This window comes from Leptospira meyeri, from assembly GCF_004368965.1.
In the GTDB taxonomy this organism is placed as follows: Bacteria; Spirochaetota; Leptospiria; order Leptospirales; family Leptospiraceae; genus Leptospira_A; species Leptospira_A meyeri.
In genome coordinates this window covers 602,962-619,123 of sequence record NZ_SORO01000001.1, presented here as the reverse complement: position 1 = coordinate 619,123, position 16,162 = coordinate 602,962, and the positions used below count along the sequence as shown (strand labels likewise).

At 39.9% G+C, this 16,162-nt stretch carries 16 protein-coding genes, 2 tRNA genes and 1 pseudogene; 13 read left to right on the top strand and 6 right to left on the bottom strand.

Going from position 1 to position 16,162, the window contains the following annotated elements:
* The first annotated feature begins 137 nt into the window (after positions 1 to 137).
* Positions 138 to 1,514, top strand: coding sequence for an alkaline phosphatase family protein (locus CLV96_RS02940; RefSeq protein WP_004788492.1), 1,377 nt, complete (start codon positions 138 to 140; stop codon positions 1,512 to 1,514).
* 33 nt (positions 1,515 to 1,547) lie between these two features.
* Here CLV96_RS02940 and CLV96_RS02935 read toward each other — a convergent pair whose 3' ends face one another.
* A complete protein-coding gene (locus CLV96_RS02935) occupies positions 1,548 to 2,216 on the bottom strand; it encodes a type 1 glutamine amidotransferase domain-containing protein (RefSeq protein WP_004788704.1) in 669 nt (222 codons plus the stop codon).
* 143 nt (positions 2,217 to 2,359) lie between these two features.
* On the opposite strand from CLV96_RS02935, the gene CLV96_RS02930 reads away from it, so the two are divergent.
* Positions 2,360 to 3,244, top strand: a complete 885-nt coding sequence (locus CLV96_RS02930; RefSeq protein ID WP_004788441.1) for a LysR family transcriptional regulator — start codon at positions 2,360 to 2,362, stop codon at positions 3,242 to 3,244.
* 9 nt (positions 3,245 to 3,253) lie between these two features.
* On the opposite strand, the gene CLV96_RS02925 is transcribed toward CLV96_RS02930, so the two are convergent.
* Genes CLV96_RS02925 through queF form a run of 3 tightly spaced genes read right to left on the bottom strand, consistent with a single transcriptional unit; the run spans position 3,254 to position 4,128 of the window.
* Entirely contained in the window at positions 3,254 to 3,472 is a 219-nt protein-coding gene (locus tag CLV96_RS02925; protein WP_004788939.1) for a ferredoxin, read from the bottom strand.
* The gene (locus CLV96_RS02920) at positions 3,469 to 3,726 is read right to left on the bottom strand and encodes a SemiSWEET transporter (protein ID WP_004788618.1); all 258 of its coding nucleotides are present in this window, start codon (positions 3,724 to 3,726) and stop codon (positions 3,469 to 3,471) included. Before CLV96_RS02920 ends, CLV96_RS02925 begins: the two co-directional genes overlap by 4 nt.
* Entirely contained in the window at positions 3,727 to 4,128 is a 402-nt protein-coding gene (gene queF, locus CLV96_RS02915) for a preQ(1) synthase (protein ID WP_004789052.1), read from the bottom strand.
* Positions 4,129 to 4,170: 42 nt separating this feature from the next.
* Between queF and guaA the strand changes: the two genes are divergently transcribed.
* On the top strand, positions 4,171 to 5,970 hold the full coding sequence (gene guaA, locus CLV96_RS02910; protein ID WP_004789239.1) for a glutamine-hydrolyzing GMP synthase: 1,800 nt from the start codon (positions 4,171 to 4,173) through the stop codon (positions 5,968 to 5,970).
* A 36-nt stretch (positions 5,971 to 6,006) separates the two neighbouring features.
* Here guaA and CLV96_RS02905 read toward each other — a convergent pair whose 3' ends face one another.
* Entirely contained in the window at positions 6,007 to 6,420 is a 414-nt protein-coding gene (locus CLV96_RS02905; protein ID WP_004788379.1) for an LIMLP_04285 family protein, read from the bottom strand.
* A 133-nt stretch (positions 6,421 to 6,553) separates the two neighbouring features.
* Here CLV96_RS02905 and CLV96_RS02900 point away from each other — a divergent pair.
* Positions 6,554 to 6,624: transfer RNA gene (locus CLV96_RS02900), tRNA-Cys, on the top strand.
* A gap of 15 nt (positions 6,625 to 6,639) precedes the next feature.
* Positions 6,640 to 6,723 (top strand) — tRNA-Leu (locus CLV96_RS02895).
* A 263-nt stretch (positions 6,724 to 6,986) separates the two neighbouring features.
* On the opposite strand, the gene CLV96_RS02890 is transcribed toward CLV96_RS02895, so the two are convergent.
* A complete protein-coding gene (locus tag CLV96_RS02890; RefSeq protein ID WP_004788728.1) occupies positions 6,987 to 8,867 on the bottom strand; it encodes an O-antigen ligase family protein in 1,881 nt (626 codons plus the stop codon).
* A gap of 30 nt (positions 8,868 to 8,897) precedes the next feature.
* Between CLV96_RS02890 and CLV96_RS02885 the strand changes: the two genes are divergently transcribed.
* The 8 genes and pseudogenes from CLV96_RS02885 to leuD all read left to right on the top strand — a co-directional run bounded on the left by CLV96_RS02885 (position 8,898) and on the right by leuD (position 16,158).
* On the top strand, positions 8,898 to 9,719 hold the full coding sequence (locus CLV96_RS02885; RefSeq protein WP_004788308.1) for a glycosyltransferase family 2 protein: 822 nt from the start codon (positions 8,898 to 8,900) through the stop codon (positions 9,717 to 9,719).
* The gene (locus CLV96_RS02880) at positions 9,706 to 10,479 is read left to right on the top strand and encodes an LBBP_01157 family protein (protein ID WP_004788780.1); all 774 of its coding nucleotides are present in this window, start codon (positions 9,706 to 9,708) and stop codon (positions 10,477 to 10,479) included. Before CLV96_RS02885 ends, CLV96_RS02880 begins: the two co-directional genes overlap by 14 nt.
* Entirely contained in the window at positions 10,469 to 11,056 is a 588-nt protein-coding gene (locus tag CLV96_RS02875) for an SIS domain-containing protein (protein WP_004788859.1), read from the top strand. The genes CLV96_RS02880 and CLV96_RS02875 overlap by 11 nt, the downstream gene beginning before the upstream one ends.
* Entirely contained in the window at positions 11,043 to 11,798 is a 756-nt protein-coding gene (locus CLV96_RS02870; RefSeq protein WP_004789037.1) for an ATP-binding cassette domain-containing protein, read from the top strand. The genes CLV96_RS02875 and CLV96_RS02870 overlap by 14 nt, the downstream gene beginning before the upstream one ends.
* The gene (locus CLV96_RS02865) at positions 11,758 to 13,230 is read left to right on the top strand and encodes an FHA domain-containing protein (RefSeq protein WP_004789274.1); all 1,473 of its coding nucleotides are present in this window, start codon (positions 11,758 to 11,760) and stop codon (positions 13,228 to 13,230) included. Before CLV96_RS02870 ends, CLV96_RS02865 begins: the two co-directional genes overlap by 41 nt.
* Before the next feature lie 4 nt (positions 13,231 to 13,234).
* Positions 13,235 to 14,059, top strand: coding sequence for a hypothetical protein (locus CLV96_RS02860; protein ID WP_004788356.1), 825 nt, complete (start codon positions 13,235 to 13,237; stop codon positions 14,057 to 14,059).
* A gap of 76 nt (positions 14,060 to 14,135) precedes the next feature.
* A pseudogene (gene leuC / locus CLV96_RS02855) lies at positions 14,136 to 15,530 on the top strand (3-isopropylmalate dehydratase large subunit).
* A 1-nt stretch (position 15,531) separates the two neighbouring features.
* Positions 15,532 to 16,158, top strand: coding sequence for a 3-isopropylmalate dehydratase small subunit (leuD, locus tag CLV96_RS02850; RefSeq protein ID WP_004788606.1), 627 nt, complete (start codon positions 15,532 to 15,534; stop codon positions 16,156 to 16,158).
* Positions 16,159 to 16,162 lie beyond the last annotated feature (4 nt).

The window sequence follows — 16,162 nt, the reverse complement described above, 5'->3', positions numbered from 1 at the left end:
AAGTGTTGTTGTCCACTTTTGGAAAATCCTCAGTTTATGTAAGCAGGTGTTTCCATAACTGCCCGGACAAAAACTTTTTCAATGGAAGAACGATTGTAGGTATTTCTAATTCTCAACAAATCAGGAAATATCCATTTTTGACTTTTGGATTCCTTTTGCTTCTATTTGTTTTTCAGTCTTTAGATGCAAAATCCACTAAACCATGGAAAAAAAATGCGAGCCAACCCAAAAAAATTCGCCAAACCATTGTTCTTTCTATCGATGGATTTCCTGCTTACTACGTATCTGATCCCAAATACCATTCCTATTTTCCCCATCTAAGTGAAATCTTCCAAAAGTATGGAGTTTCTGAAATTGCCACAGTGAATCCTTCGGTAACGTATCCGGCACATACCTCTATGGTGACGGGTAAAGATCCGGCAGAACATGGAATTTTTAACAATACCTTGTCCGATCCTTTTGAGAAAAATGATGGGGGATGGATGTGGTATACCGAAGACATCGTTAGTCCAACACTTTGGGATTTGGCAAGGGAGAATCGCAAAACCACTGCTAATGTGTTTTGGCCTGTCACTGTGGGCGCAAATATTGATTGGAATCTTCCCCAATATTGGAGAAAAAAAATCCCAGAGGATGACAAACTCCTTCGTGTGCTTTCCACAAAGAATCTCCATAAAGAAGCGGAACTTGCGGTAGGAGCTCCGTTAAATGACGTCTCAAAAGATGAAGTGAAATTAAAAACAGCCACTTGGCTCTTTCAAAATAAAAAACCGGATCTGATGTTTGTATACACTACGGATTTGGATACCAACCACCATGGGTTTGGGCCAGGATCGGAAAAAGCCCTTTCCCGACTTTTGGAATTGGACAAAGCCATTTTTGATTTTTTACAGTCTGTGGGAGCATTTTCACCCAAAGGTCCGGGACTTGTGATTGTATCTGATCACGGGTTTCATTCTGCCGATGTTGTTTGCGCACCGAATGTGGTTTTAAAACAAAAAGGATACATTCGGGATGAAGAGGGAAGTTTTCATCTCACCTTTAAAAGTTCCGGAGGAACCGCCATCCTTTTACCCGGTGCGAATGCAAAATTTACTGACTCGGAAATCCAATCCCTTGTTTCGGAAATTCTTTTGGCCTGTCCAGGAGCGGAGTGGGTTTCTGCCACTAGTGTTTTGTTAGGCGAAGAAATAAAGCAAACCTCAGAAGACGAGGAGAATTGTTGCCTTCAAAAGAAAATCCATCCTAGTGCCCTGGGACTTTTACGGACTTCGCAATCTATGTTTTTTAGTGGAACCAGAAAAGGGGAAGTGTTTACAAAGTCACAAACAAAGATTCATGGACATGGGTATTGGAATGCGAACCCTGAGATGAAAACCATTGGATTTGTGTATGACCCAACGGGAAAAAAACACCGGTTCCAATCGGTAAAAGATGTATTTGGAATTGCCAAAGATATGTTAGGTCTTAAGGAGAAAAAAAACAAAGGGCCTCGTGTTTCCACAAAACCCTGATTAAAAAAACAAATTCTTGCGAAACGGTGGTTCTTATTTTTTTAATAAACTAAGAATGACCTCCCCAACAGCTTTTGCCGATTGCGGATTTTGTCCTGTCACAAGCCTTTCGTCTACTTCTACATGAGAGTTCCAAGGTGCTGATTTGGAATACTGACCACCGGCAGCGATCAGTTTGTCTTCCAAAAGAAAAGGAACCACTCCTTCAAGTTTCACGATTTCTTCTTCTTCGTTGGAAAATCCATTCACTCGTTTTCCCGCAATCAGTTTGGAACCATTGGACAAAGTGACATTGACGAGGGCCGAGGGACCGTGACAAACGGCTCCCACAATCCCACCTGATTCATAGATGGATCTTGTGAGGCCTTGCAGTTCTGCGTTGTCTGGAAAGTCCCACATGGTCCCGTGTCCGCCAGCAAAATAAATGGCAGAGTAGTCACTTGCCTTAATTTCTTTTGGAGACTTGGTATGAATTCGTTTTTCCCGGTAAAGGGGATGGTTCCAAAATTCTTTGTTGGCAGCATCTTCCAAATCAAATCCATCCACAGGAGGTTCACCCCCTTTCGGGCTGACCAAATCCATTTCCACACCGGCATCGTGTAAGACCTTCCATGGGTGAGCTACTTCTCCCAAATGGTAACCAGTGGAACCGGCGTTCCCTTTTTCTCCGTGGCTTGTTAATACAAATAATACTTTTTTCATTGGGTCCTCGCTTTGTTTGCAGGTTCTAAATACCTGTGATTGGGAAAAATTTTCCCTACCTGATTTTTTAGACAAGGGAAACAAGTTATTAGAATAATGATGGTGCTTATTGTTAGGTATTATAAAATTAATATCAAATCAAAATGAATCCGATCGAATTGTACCAAAGTTTTTATTGTATCTATCGTGAGAGGAATTTGACCAAAGCAGGAAAAATCCTTGGTTTGTCCCAACCGGCACTCAGTTTGCATTTACAGTCTTTGGAAAGGCATAGAAAAGAAGTTCTATTTCGCCGTACATCTAGGGATTTAATTCCCACTGATGCCGCCAAACGGTTGTATGTTCAAATCGCAGGCCCAATCGAAGAATTAGAAAAAATGGAGGGGCAATGGAAACCGAAAGAAAATATTCGTAAGTTTAGGATTGGATCCGCCAAAGAGATTTTTTTAGAGAAAATTTTGCCGAATCTTTCTGCATCGAGGGAAAGATTTCATGTTCAATATGGTCATCCTCCCGAACTTTTGGATTCTTTGGAAAAAAAGGAAATCGATCTAGTCATCACCAATCAAAAGTTAAATGTTCCGGGAATTTTGTTAGAAGAATTATACAGTGAAAAATTTGTTTTTGTTGCGTCAAAACCCATCAGTTCTGAGGCGAATTTTCCATTTCGGGGAGAAAACAAACCCAAAATCGAAATGATCAAAACTTGGATGGAAAACCAACACTGGTTTGTGTATAGCGAAGACTTTGCGATTGTTCGAAGGTTTTGGAAGGTGAATTTTGATTCTCGGCCGAAATTAAAAGAGTATTCCGTTTTACCGAATCTTCATGATATCCGGACTGCTTTGGAACTCGGGTGCGGTGTTTCTGTTTTGCCTACGTATTTACTTGAAAAAAAAACATCATTGTATACGAATCAAAAGGATTGTCGGAGTTTCGAGAATCAACTTTACCTTGTTAGTCGAGAAGAGGACGTCGATTATTTAGAAGAAAAATTCCCAAAACTGTATGATTGGATGAATGTTTAAAGGTTTAAATTAATTTTTTTTCCAGTGGATACATTCCCCTGGGCATTCATCCATTTCCTTTTGCACCTTTTTTTCATCTTCATCTGGGATCATTGCATCGTTAATTGACTCACCCCCGATATGAGTTTGGGAAACATCATCCTCGTCCATCATAAAGTATTTCGGCATATTATCTGCACATTGGTTACAAGAAGTACAATTGTCTTTGTCTACATAAGCTTTTCTCATATGTTTTCCTCTGTTTTGAGTTTATAATATAAAATGATCGATACAAAAAATATGGTGACCGAATTTGCGAGAATGATGGGAAAATCAGATTTTAAAACTCCATATACAAACCACAAAAGTACACCCACAAAAAACATGATGTACATATTGCGGCTGATGTCTCGGGTTTGTTTGGTCATGACAACTCGTAACACTTGCGGAAGAAATGAAACAGTAGTTAAAAAGGCAGCAATGTAGCCAATCAGGTTTTCCATTTATGCTTTATACTCTCGCCTAACGATTGTTTTGACTCCACCCCGAACATTGTAATCTCCCACCACCTTTACATATAGGGGATCCACTGCTTGAACAAAATCTTCGAGGATTTTGTTCACCACATTTTCATGGAAAATTCCCACATTTCGGTAGGACATCATGTATTCTTTCAGCGATTTGAGTTCTACGCAGCGATCCCGAGGAATGTATTCGATAAAAATAGAACCAAAGTCGGGTAGACCTGTTTTGGGACAAACGGCAGTAAATTCTGGGATAGTAAATTCAATATTGTATTCTTTTCCGGCATAAACATTGGCAAACCACTCGATTTCCGGGGTTTTCCAGGACGGGATATGGTCTTGTTTGTCCTCGTAAGAAGATTCTGATTTTTTTTCCGACATTTGTTTACCCCGACAATTGCAAAATTATTTTGGAATCATCCCATGAAAAGTGATAAAAAAATTGCAGTCGTCGATTTCGGCGGTCAATACGCTCACCTCATCGCATCCCGAATTCGTAGGCTTGGTGCCTATACGGAAATTCTTTCCAACGAAGAACCTTTATCTGTCTATGAGTCCTATGCTGGAATCATTCTATCAGGTGGCCCCAGTAGCGTGTATGAGAAGGGTGCCCCACTTCTACCAGATGGATTTTTTAAAACTTCTGTTCCCATTCTAGGAATCTGTTATGGTCACCAACTTTTAATGAAGGCTCTCGGTGGTGAGGTGGTTTCTTCCAATTCAAAAGAATACGGCCCTGCTATTTTAGAAATTCAAAATCCAGATTCTCTACTTTCAAAATCCCTTTCTTCTAAAACAAAAGTTTGGATGAGTCACGGTGATGAAGTGGTTCGGATGCCAGATGGTTTCAAAATTGTCGCTTCTTCGGATAATTGTCGTTATGCGTTTGTTTCAAATGAGTCTAAAAAACAATTTGGAATCCAATTCCATCCGGAAGTCACTCATTCCGAAGAAGGGGAAGTTTTACTTCGAAATTTTGTGAATCTTTGTAATGCAGGTGCCAGTTGGAGTATTTCTCAGTTTCTGGAAGAACAAATCTCTGAGTTACAAAAGAAAGTCCCCCCAGGTAAAAATGTGTTTTTGCTCGTATCAGGTGGAGTGGATTCTTCTGTTGCTTATTTACTTCTAGCAAAAGCTCTTGGGAAAGATCGGGTCAAAGGACTCCTCGTCGATACGGGCTTTATGCGTAAAAATGAAGTGAAAGATCTTATGGACAACCTCCACCAAGTTGGTTTTGATCTCACCATTTGGGATGAAAGTCAGATCTTTTACAAACACTTAGAATCCGAATTTGAACCAGAAAAAAAACGCCGAATCGTTGGAGATCTATTCTTAGAAGCACAAAGTAAAGCCACTGATTCTTTAGGATTGGATTCGGAACATTGGCTTCTAGGCCAAGGAACCATTTACCCCGACACCATCGAATCAGGGGGAACCAAACATTCTCATAAAATCAAAACCCATCACAACCGTGTCCCACAGATTGAAAAACTCATCCAAGAAGGGAAAATCATCGAACCCATTGCCGATTTGTACAAGGATGAAGTGAGAGAACTCGGAAGGCTTCTTGGCCTACCGGAACGTTGGATCGAAAGGCATCCTTTCCCTGGTCCGGGCCTTGTGGTAAGAATGATTGCAAGTCCTGAGACTAAACCACCAATCCTCGATTTTTCTGATTTGGCCCTTGCTGGAAAAAAAGCAGAGGTTAAAATTTTACCGATTCTTTCTGTCGGGGTCCAAGGGGACCAAAGAAGTTATGCCCACTGTGCCGTGTTAAATGATTTTACAACAAACTGGAAGGAATTGGATGAGTGTGCAGTAGAGATTACCAATTTCAAAAAGGAAATCAATCGTGTGGTTTTTGCACCGGGGATTCCTAGTTTCTCGGGAGTATTTCATTATACCAAACTGACCCTAGACAAAGAGCACTCGGATATCTTAAGAGAGGCGGATGCGATTGTGAACCGAATCCTCTATGAAGAGTCCATTCATACTTCTATCTGGCAAATGCCAGTGGTCCTTGTTCCTGTGGGTTTACGTGAAAATTCTTATGGGGTAGTGTTACGACCAGTGGAATCAACAGAAGCAATGACTGCTAATTTTTACGAGATGGACAGAAAGATTTTGGAAAGTATCACCAAAGAATTGTTAGCATTGCCACAAATTTCTTTGGTATTATACGATCTTACCCACAAACCACCGGGGACCATTGAGTGGGAATAAGTTAGGTTCTTTCTAAAAAAAAATTTAGAAGAAAGTTTAAGGAAGTATAAACCAAAGGAGAACCATTCCGCCCATTGCCAATTCTGGAAGTTTTCTTTTGAAAAAACTTTGGTTTTCAGGGTTTTCTTTTGGTTCTTCAGGATTTGGCGATTCTGTTTTTGTTTCTTCTTTGGTATCTTTGGAAGCAAATAGGGACCCAAAAAATCCAGGTTTTTCTTCCTCTTTAGGAGTTCCCCATTCTACGGGGAGAGAGACAACATCTACAGCAGTCTTCTTAAACGCTTGTTTGGTGCCGTCTTTTGATTCTACCAAAACATAATTGGCGGTCGGAGAAGATGTTTTTACATTCTCCAGCACCTCTTTGGTTGCTTTCACTTTCACCGTGTCTGCATAAGAATTGAGAGAAACAATCAAAAGAATGGATACAGTGAGAAAAGTCATTCGGTTCATATTTACAGCCCATCCTTTCCAAAAGCTTATGCAATTTGAATTTTTAGAGAAATGTTACAATCCGATGAAAAGTGAATTTTAGTTTCCATTTGACACCAGGCCTTCGTATTTTAGCCTATCCAAAGTCACGATTGGCGTCGTGGCCAAGTGGTAAGGCATGGCTCTGCAAAAGCTTGACCGCCGGTTCGAATCCGGCCGACGCCTTTTCACGATAGATTCGCCTGGATGGTGGAATTGGTAGACACACAGGACTTAAAATCCTGTGGGAGTAATCCCGTGCGGGTTCGATTCCCGCTCCAGGTATAGAAATCGAATGACTACGAGCGAAAAAATGGGTAGCTACTCCGCAAAGGCATCATAAAAGCCTGAGGCGAAGTTGGCCGTAAGGCCAAGGGTGGACGAGTTGCGAAGCCATTTTTCTGAGGACAGGATGTCTGGAGTCGCGAGTAGGACAGGCTTAAGATCGAAAGGCCAGGAAGGCAGATGCGCTTCCCTCAGGACTTTCTAATCAAACCAAACTAGATTCAATACATCTTTTCTTTTAAGCAGGGCGACCCCCCACAGATCTAATCACAGTTCCCTGAAATTTCGATTCTGGGAAGAATCGGTTTTCCTTCCTTCCAAGTATACTTAAATCCAAAATCAATAAACTCTAGTCCCTCTCCCAAATATTCCTTAGGATAGACTTGGATCTTTTGGATTTGTTTTGTATTTCGATAACTTTCTATTTTTACAATTCGTTCCGATTGGACCTTGTATTCTTTGTCTTGGTCGAAGCTTTCTCGTTTCCGAATTTCTAGAGTAAGAGTATCGGGTAGATTTCCCTTTTGATTTTCTTCCCAATGGATTTTGAAAAAAATTGGTGCCACTCTGACTTGGTGCGTTTCATTAAAGTTAGAATTGTGATCCAAACATCCTGCGAGTTTGAAGTATCGTTCCTTGGTTCCATCTGGCAAAGCGACCTGTAATTTCCCGTTGATTGACGATTGTGCCTTTGGATCGGGGAAGTTATGTTCTGTGCGAGTTCGGTGTAAAAAAAGATCTTTATTAGGAGTTTTTGTTAAATAGAAAGCCCCTAAACAGGAAAGTAGAATCCAAAAAGGAATCATTCCAAAAATTTTGGTCTGCTTTCTAACTGTTAAAGAATCTTGGATATTTTTTTTATTTTTGGAGAAAGGAAGTAAACATAAAATCCCCAAAAAAGGCAACAAAACTTCATCATCTAACAGAAAACATTGGAAACTACCGGCAAATACAATGGCAAAAAAACCTAAAAAGAAAACAGTATGTTTACCTGCATTTAAAATGAGTTTTGTTTCTCGATATAAAAAATAGAGGAAAGAAAAACCAGAGAGAAACCCTCCCAAAATCCAAAAATGTAAAAAGTCGAAATGGGCATGTGACTTTGGTGTGATATACAAATCATAATACAATTCGGGTAGATTGTTTACTAATGTTTTCGCTTGTCTGATAAATTCATTTGTATAATTCCCTGATCCAATTCCAAAAAAATAAGAATCTTTTAGAATTGCAAAATTCATTTTATGAATCCATATCCTTTGGTTCTCTAACGATCGTTTAGCGAATAAATCATCGATGGCTCTCTGAAAAAGCCAATTGTATTGATAAACCAAATAGAGGATGCTGGCACCTGCCAAAACTCCCAAAACAAGAGTCGGTAAGTATTTTTTAATAGAAATCCTTTTCTGGAAGGAAACCAGAAAGATTCCAAAAAAGAGTCCAAACCAAATCGAACGACTTTGGTTGAGAAAAAGTAAAAGGATTCCAGCTAAAGACAAAATGATAAATCCAATAAGAAAAAAACGAAACTTTGAAGTTTGTTTATTTATTTTTAAAATACGAAAAGACCTTTCTAAAACAGACGGGAGATAAAGAGCAAGTAACCCGCCATACGTTAGATGAGTGCTTTGGAAACCAATAGGCAAATAGAGAGGGAATTTTCCCATATAATTGGCGAGCAGGTGAGGCAGTCGTCTTCCTTCGGTATATTGAAATCCATCCATCACAAAAGGAGCAAGTCTGTAGGGAGAAAGTAATGATACCAAACCGGATAAAATGAGAAACAGAGCACCAATCATTAACGCTTTTTTTAGTTTCGTTTTTTCGAAATTGGATAAATTTGAATGGTGTAATAACAAAAATCCCATCCACACATCACCAAACTCAGATTTTAAGATAGTTAGTTTCCAATTGGTTTCTTCCCAATGCAGAGTCGGTGTGACGAGAAAACTTAAATAGAGAAGGATCCAAAAAAGGATTTGGGATTCGAAATGGGGAAATTTCCGTTTTATAATTTTGTCCAAAAATAAAAAGAAAAGGGAGACGCCAGCAAAAATCTGGCAAAGGCTAATCGAAAAGGGGGAGAGTGTAAAAAAAAGGTATAGAAAAACGACAGAAATCTTATGAAATGTTTCTTTCCCAATCATATTTGGTTCTCAGAATAGGTTTTAACTCCTATGGAAGGCAAGAGAAAAAGAAAATTGTCGGTGGCCATCATCACCTTCAATGAAGAAAAAAATATCGGGGATTGTATCCGATCCGTACAGTCAGTTGCCGATGAAATCATTGTTTTGGATTCATTGAGTACTGACCGTACTAAAGAAATTGCAACTTCCTTTTCCAAAGTAAAATTCTTTGAATCTCCATTTCCCGGCCATGTGGAACAAAAGAACAAAGCCATTGGCCTTTGTTCCAATGATTGGATTCTATCGCTTGATGCAGATGAACGTGCTAATAAAACTCTAATCCAGTCTATCGAGTTATTTTTAGAATCCGAGTCAGTCAATGCCGACGGGTTTAAAATTGCAAGGCTCACTTTTCATTTGGGTCGGTGGATTCGATTTAGTGGTTGGTATCCGCTACGTAGATTTCGTCTTTTTCAGAAAAATGCCGCCACTTGGGTCGGTGAAAACCCACATGACTATATAGAATTAAAACCGGGTTCAATTGGGAAAGTCATGAAGGGAGATATCCTTCATTATAGTTTTACTGATTTTAGTCACCAAATCACAACTATCAATCAGTTCTCGAGTATTGTTGCTTATACTCGTTATGCGAAAGGAGAAAGGTTTTCTCTTTTCAAAACTATTTTCAAACCCTTCGGAAAATTTATCGAAATTTATATTTTTAAATTTGGGTTTTTGGATGGAATTCCTGGACTTTGGATTGCCATTGCTTCCTCCTTTTCAACCTTTTTAAAATATGCAAAATTATATGAACTAGACCGAAAACAGATCGAAAGACCGTCCAATATTAGAAAAGAATATGGCAAAAACTAAAAAACCATCTAAGAAGGGTTTCTTTGGCTGGTTTTTGAACCTTTTTCGATCCAGTGGAAAATTAGAAGAACAAGATCCGTCCAAAAGGAAAAAGGAACCAAAATCGTTTCCCATGGAATGGGCCGTAGCCATTGAAAATTGGAAAAAAAAACTTCGTACCAAACAAATTACAACGGGTATTGTTTTAGAATCACCAAAGTTTCGCTTAACAAAAACTAACGATAAATTGTTTCGAGCGGAAGGGGAAGACTACTCTTTGATTCTCGTAACGGGTAACCACTTATATAAAAATAAAGAAGATAAATGGGCCGGTGTTTTGTTTGTGGATGAAGGGGAATTAAACAAAAGTTTGTCCAAAGATCTCTCTCGTGTGGATGGATTGTTACAAGCTCTTTCTGTTCCCAAAACAGATTTATTTTTGGAGACTGATGCACCTCAGGAAGACTGGAGAGTTGTTTTCTCCTTTGAACGATTTTGGAAAGAACAATTAATTTTACTTATGAAACCAAATGCAATGGCACTTGCGATGCTTGCCATAGGAGAAGAATGTCGGATTTTTTTTGAGTCCGTGGCTACGGAAAGACAAAAGAAACTAGTAAGAGACGAATTATTCTATCTGAATCTTGGGAACACAGACCAAAATAATCCCTATTCAAAAGCCAAAAACTTTTATGGATTTGGGTCTGCACTGATCGAGTTCGGAAATGCAGTGAATGCCATCAAAGAAAGAAGGGACAAAGAACAAAAACATGGATCATAAATCGCTCATCCAAACACAAATCGAAGATTCAATTGCCGTAAAACAAAGTTTATTACCTGGACTTTTGCCTTCTATTGAAACTGCGGGTAAACTCCTGACAGAGTCACTCAGACAAAATGGATTATTGTATTTCTGTGGAAATGGGGGCTCGAGTTGTGATGCCTCTCATATTGCAGCAGAACTTGTGGTTCGTTATAAGTCGGGTAATGAGAGAAAAGCCATTCCCGCCCTTGCTCTCAACAGTGACCAAGCTGTTCTTACCGCTTGTTCTAATGATTATGGTTATGAATATGTATTCCAAAGACAAGTCCAGGCATTTGGAAAACCGTCAGATGTTTTTGTGGGCCTAACCACTTCTGGAAATTCGCAAAACATTGTTTTGGCGGTAGAAGAAGCTAGAAAAATCGGAATGAAGGTCGTTTTATTATTAGGTGGAGATGGCGGAAAACTAAAAGGAAAAGGGGATGTGGAAATCATTGTGCCATCTAAGGTTACTGCTAGAATCCAAGAATGTCATATCCTGATTGGCCATATTCTTTGCAGTATCATAGAAAAGGAACTCTTTGGGCTCGACTGAATTTTCTGCTGTCCAAATCAAAAATGCGACCATTGAAACTAAGAATGGGCAAAAGATTTGGAATGGAATTTCTTTGGAAATTCCAAAAGGCATTGTGTATGGAGTGATCGGAGAGTCGGGGTCAGGAAAATCAACCTTAGGTTTTTCGCTTTTTGGCATGGTTCCAGATGGTTGCCAGTTGAGTTATCAGACCTTTTCTGTATTAGGCGAAGATGTGCGTACTGTTAATTTTGGTTCTAATTTGTTTATGGTGCCACAAAATCCTAATTGGGCCTTTCATCCTTTCCGGTCCATCGAAGCACAAATTAGGGATTTTTTTAAATTATCAAAATTGAATGCGGTCCATTTTGAATCTCTGTTTCAAATTTGGGATCGTTTGTCTATTCCCAGAAGTCATTGGAAAAAATACGCAAAAACCTTATCTGGAGGAGAGAAACAAAGGATTCTCCTTTCCCTTGCTTTTTTACGTAAACCAGAGATCCTCGTTTTGGATGAGCCTACTACGGGCCTTGATGCTTTTTCTGAAAAAATTGTTCTAGAAACCGTCCGAAACCTTGCAAAAATGGGGATGACGGTTGTTTTTATTACACATGAGCTACGGATCGTCGAAAGTCTGACCTCTCAAGTTACGATAATGAAACAAGGGGAAGTTGTTGAAACCGTTCCGGTTTTAAACGGTAACCTGGAGCCAAAAACTGAATATGGAAAACAACTTAAGGAAGCATCTCTACTCTTTCAGTAATTGGTTTTTTCTATCTATACTTTTTCCGGCAGTACTTTCTGCTGACCCAGGGTTCAAACTTCGATCGATTGACATTCGTTCCTATCCAGAAGTAAAAATTCGATTCCATTCTAATGGAATTTTGGATCCAAATGGCTTTGTTCTCTCTGAACAATTGGAATTAAACAGAAGGCTTACTGAATCCTTTCGATTCGAAAAAACAGAATCAAAAAATCCCATTCACTTATACCTTTCAATTCCGAGTTACACGGATGCTCAGGACAGACGTTGGATCATCCAATTGGCCAATCAATTGGTAAAACTATCGGAACAAAGTGGTGGTTCCACTCAGTTGCAAATCCAGTCCGATACAAACAAACATTCCTTTGAAAGAATTCGTTCGAATGTTTTGGACATTTCTTTTCCATTTCCGAAAGAACCGGCTCCTGTTTATCCCATTCGGAACTGGGAAAATTTTTTAGAAAGTATAAAGGAAAACCAATCTTCTGAAGATCATATTTTGGTTTTTGTCAGTTTTGCCTCTGAATGGCAGGACCGTTTTGAAATTCCGGAACTTGCCAAACGCATTCGAGAAAAGAATTTGCAACTCATTGTTCTGGCTCCCAGTTCTTTGGAGGCAACCAAACTTGCAAGTTATGCGAATGGAAAACATTATTCGATCACCAAATCAGACAGTTATGCGGATCTTTTTTCTTATTTGAGAGGTTTGGGTCAGCCAGATTTTGAATTGGTATATGAATCACCTTGGAAACTTTCTCAGTGGAAAACAAATTTAGTTTTTGGAAATTTGGTTTCTGTCGACCAGGGCATTCGATTTGAATTTCAATATGAACTTTCTTTGTTTCGTTCGTTGTATCTAAAACTCTCCGACCCTTTATTTTTTTTTCCTGCTAGTTTATTCCTCATTTTTCTTTGTTTGGCTGCCTTGTATTATTTACGGGGGTTTGAAGAAACAAACCAAAAAGAGAACCAAAATCTACCTTCCGCTAATCATTCTCTTGTTTCTGAATTTTCTGAACGTAAAGAAGAATTGCAAGTATACGATCGGATGTATGGGGAAACTTTGGAGAGGGCAGCTCGCGACAGAGAAATTGCCGTTGCCATTGCAGAGAAGGTATCAATTCCGGGAACTGCGTACTCCTATGCTGTTCTGATGCGAAGGGAAGGAAACCAAAATACAGATCCATTCCAACTCCAGTTTGATGAAGTGACCATTGGAAGTTGGGAATCAAATCATTTGGTAATTTCAGATCCCACTGTAGCCGGGCTTCATGCAAAAATAAAAAACAAAAAAGGAAAGTATATATTGTTTGATTGCGTATCGGAAACCGGTGTATACTTAAACGGAAAGAAATTACTTCGTCCAAAAGTTCTCCATAATTTGGATGAAATCCAAATTGGAAAAACAATCCTGTCGTTTCGAGGAAGGTAAAGGTATGTTGCAACTAGCAAAAAAGAAAGTTTTCGTAATTCTTTTGGTTCTCTTTTTATTTTTGGTTCAATGTTCTGGTGAGTCTTCCAAAAACGATGCGACCACATCACTCCTTCTTGCAAAAGAATCAGGAGCCAATGGATGTACTGTCGCAGGTCTTGGGACCCAGATCAAAGCAGGTTATACGGGAATCACAACAACTTCACAATCTGTTTCTTTTGCTCTGGCTGGTGATACATATTATGCAGTCATGCAAATCGCTGGTGCTCAAATTGGTACACGAGTCGTACTTTCTCGTTATGCGAAAGTTTCTCTTTATGTATCTACAAGTTGTCCTCTGGATTTGTCTTCTGCCACACTGGCAAAAGAAGGAACAGAATATTCGAAAGTAGATTCCCCAGCCACAGTGATCACTTTTACTAAGGCTGGTAGTTATTTGATTTACTTATACCAAAAAGAAAGTGGAACTGCCAATCCTTTGACTGTGTTAACCGATGGTACTCCTGTGCAAACCATCTCTGATTCTGACTTATCCGATCTATTGAATGGTGGTTCCACCAAAACTTTTAAATTTGCTTGCGACTTGGGATCAGGTGTTTGCCAGAATTATTATGGGTATTTAACAAGTTGTCTTTCTGGAACCAAACAGTCTGCCAAATGTACAGAGACTAGTGCCGTTGGTTCTTGCAAAGTGACTCAGTCTGGAGTTGGTTATATCATAGGAGTTTATACTGCTCCCAAAACTGGTGGCGGTGGGGGGACTGCGGCAACTCATTGCAGCGGACTTTCTGGAACCTACGTTGACGGAGCCACGATCCAAACCCCTTAGAACTCCTCTATTTTTTCAAATTCCCTGGACACACTACCCCATGTCCGAGTTATGACTGGAAGTGGGGAGTCTAGTTATGAAAACCATGTTTGAGAAGATTTGGAATGACCATTTGGTCCACGAGGAAGATGGAACCTGCCTTATTTATATTGATAGACACCTTGTCCATGAGGTGACAAGCCCGCAGGCATTCGAAAGTTTAAAATTAACAAATAGAAAAGTGCGCCGTCCAGATGCAACCTTTGCAACGATGGACCACAACGTATCAACACGAACTCGTGATTGGAAATCTGTGGATCCAATCTCTGTCCTTCAAATGCAAACGCTGATGGACAATTGTAAAGAAAATGGAATTACATTATTTGATATCAACCATCCTGACAATGGAATTGTCCATGTGGTGGCACCGGAATTAGGTCTCACCCATCCAGGGATGACCATTGTATGTGGGGATTCTCACACAGCCACTCATGGTGCTTTTGGTGCATTGGCATTTGGGATCGGAACGTCCGAAGTAGAGCATGTTCTTGCGACTCAAACCCTGGTGCAAAAAAAACCAAAAACCTTAGAAATCCGCGTGGATGGGAAACTGTCTCCTCTTGTTTCTGCAAAAGACATTGTTCTTGCTATCATCGGTAAAATTGGAACGGATGGAGCAACCGGTTACGTGATTGAGTTTACTGGAGAGGCCATTCGTTCTCTTAGTATGGAAGGACGTATGACCATTTGTAACATGGCAATTGAAGCGGGAGCTCGTGCAGGACTCATTTCACCTGATGATACAACGATTAATTATATCAAGGGAAGAGACTTTGCCCCCAAAGGGGATGCTTTTGATGTAGCAGCTGCTAAGTGGAGAGCTTATGCCACAGATGCAGGTGCAACCTTTGATAAAACAGTAGTACTCAACGCAAATGAAATTGCTCCCATGGTTTCTTAGGGAACTTCTCCTGGCCAAGTGATTCCTGTCACAGCAACTGTTCCTGCACCAACAGATTTTAATGATCCAGTGCAGAAAAAATCTGCAGAATCTGCTCTTGCCTATATGGATTTAAAGCCAGGCCAAAAACTATCTGATGTCAAAGTGAATAAAGTGTTTATCGGTTCATGCACCAATTCTCGGATCGAAGACTTACGTGTTGTGGCCGAAACCATCAAAGGAAAAAAAGTTAGTAAAGAAGTGGAAGCCATCATTGTTCCTGGATCTGGTCGTGTAAAACGTCAGGCAGAACAAGAAGGACTCGACAAAATCTTTTTAGAAGCTGGCTTTCAATGGAGAAACCCAGGTTGTTCCATGTGCCTTGCTATGAACGATGATGTTCTTTCGCCGGGTGATCGTTGCGCCTCTACTTCCAACAGAAATTTTGAAGGAAGACAAGGGAAGGGTGGAAGAACTCATTTGGTTGGTCCAGCAATGGCGGCAGCCGTAGCAGTGGAAGGTCATTTCGTAGACATTCGGGAGTGGAAATAAGATGAAAGCATTTACAAAATTAAAAGGAATCGCTGCCCTTTTGGATAAGGCAAACGTAGACACTGACCAAATCATTCCGAAACAGTTCCTTCGCAAAATTGAAAGATCAGGGTTCGGGCAACATCTATTCCATGACTGGAGATTTTTGGATGATGCGGGGAAAAAACCAAATCCTGAATTTGTTCTCAATGCGGAGAGGTACAAAGGTGCCAATATCCTGGTCACAAGAGATAACTTTGGTTGCGGATCTTCCAGAGAACATGCTCCTTGGGCCTTAGAAGACTATGGATTTCGTTCGATCATTTCTCCTTCTTATGCAGATATTTTTTACAATAACTGTTTTAAAAATGGAATGTTGCCTATTGTATTATCTGAAAGCCAAGTGGAAGAAATCTTTTTGGCCATTGATAAAAAACCGGGTGCAAACTTAGAAATTGATTTAGAAAACCAAGTGGTGGTGACGGAAGAGGGAAAAAAATACCCATTTGAAGTCGATGCCTTTCGCAAACATTGCCTTCTGAATGGACTTGATGATATCGGGCTGACTCTGCAAAAGGCCGATTTTATCCAAAAATTTGAGGAAAAGAACCAAAAAGAAGTTCCCTGGTTGTATGCAAAAACAGTATAATCGC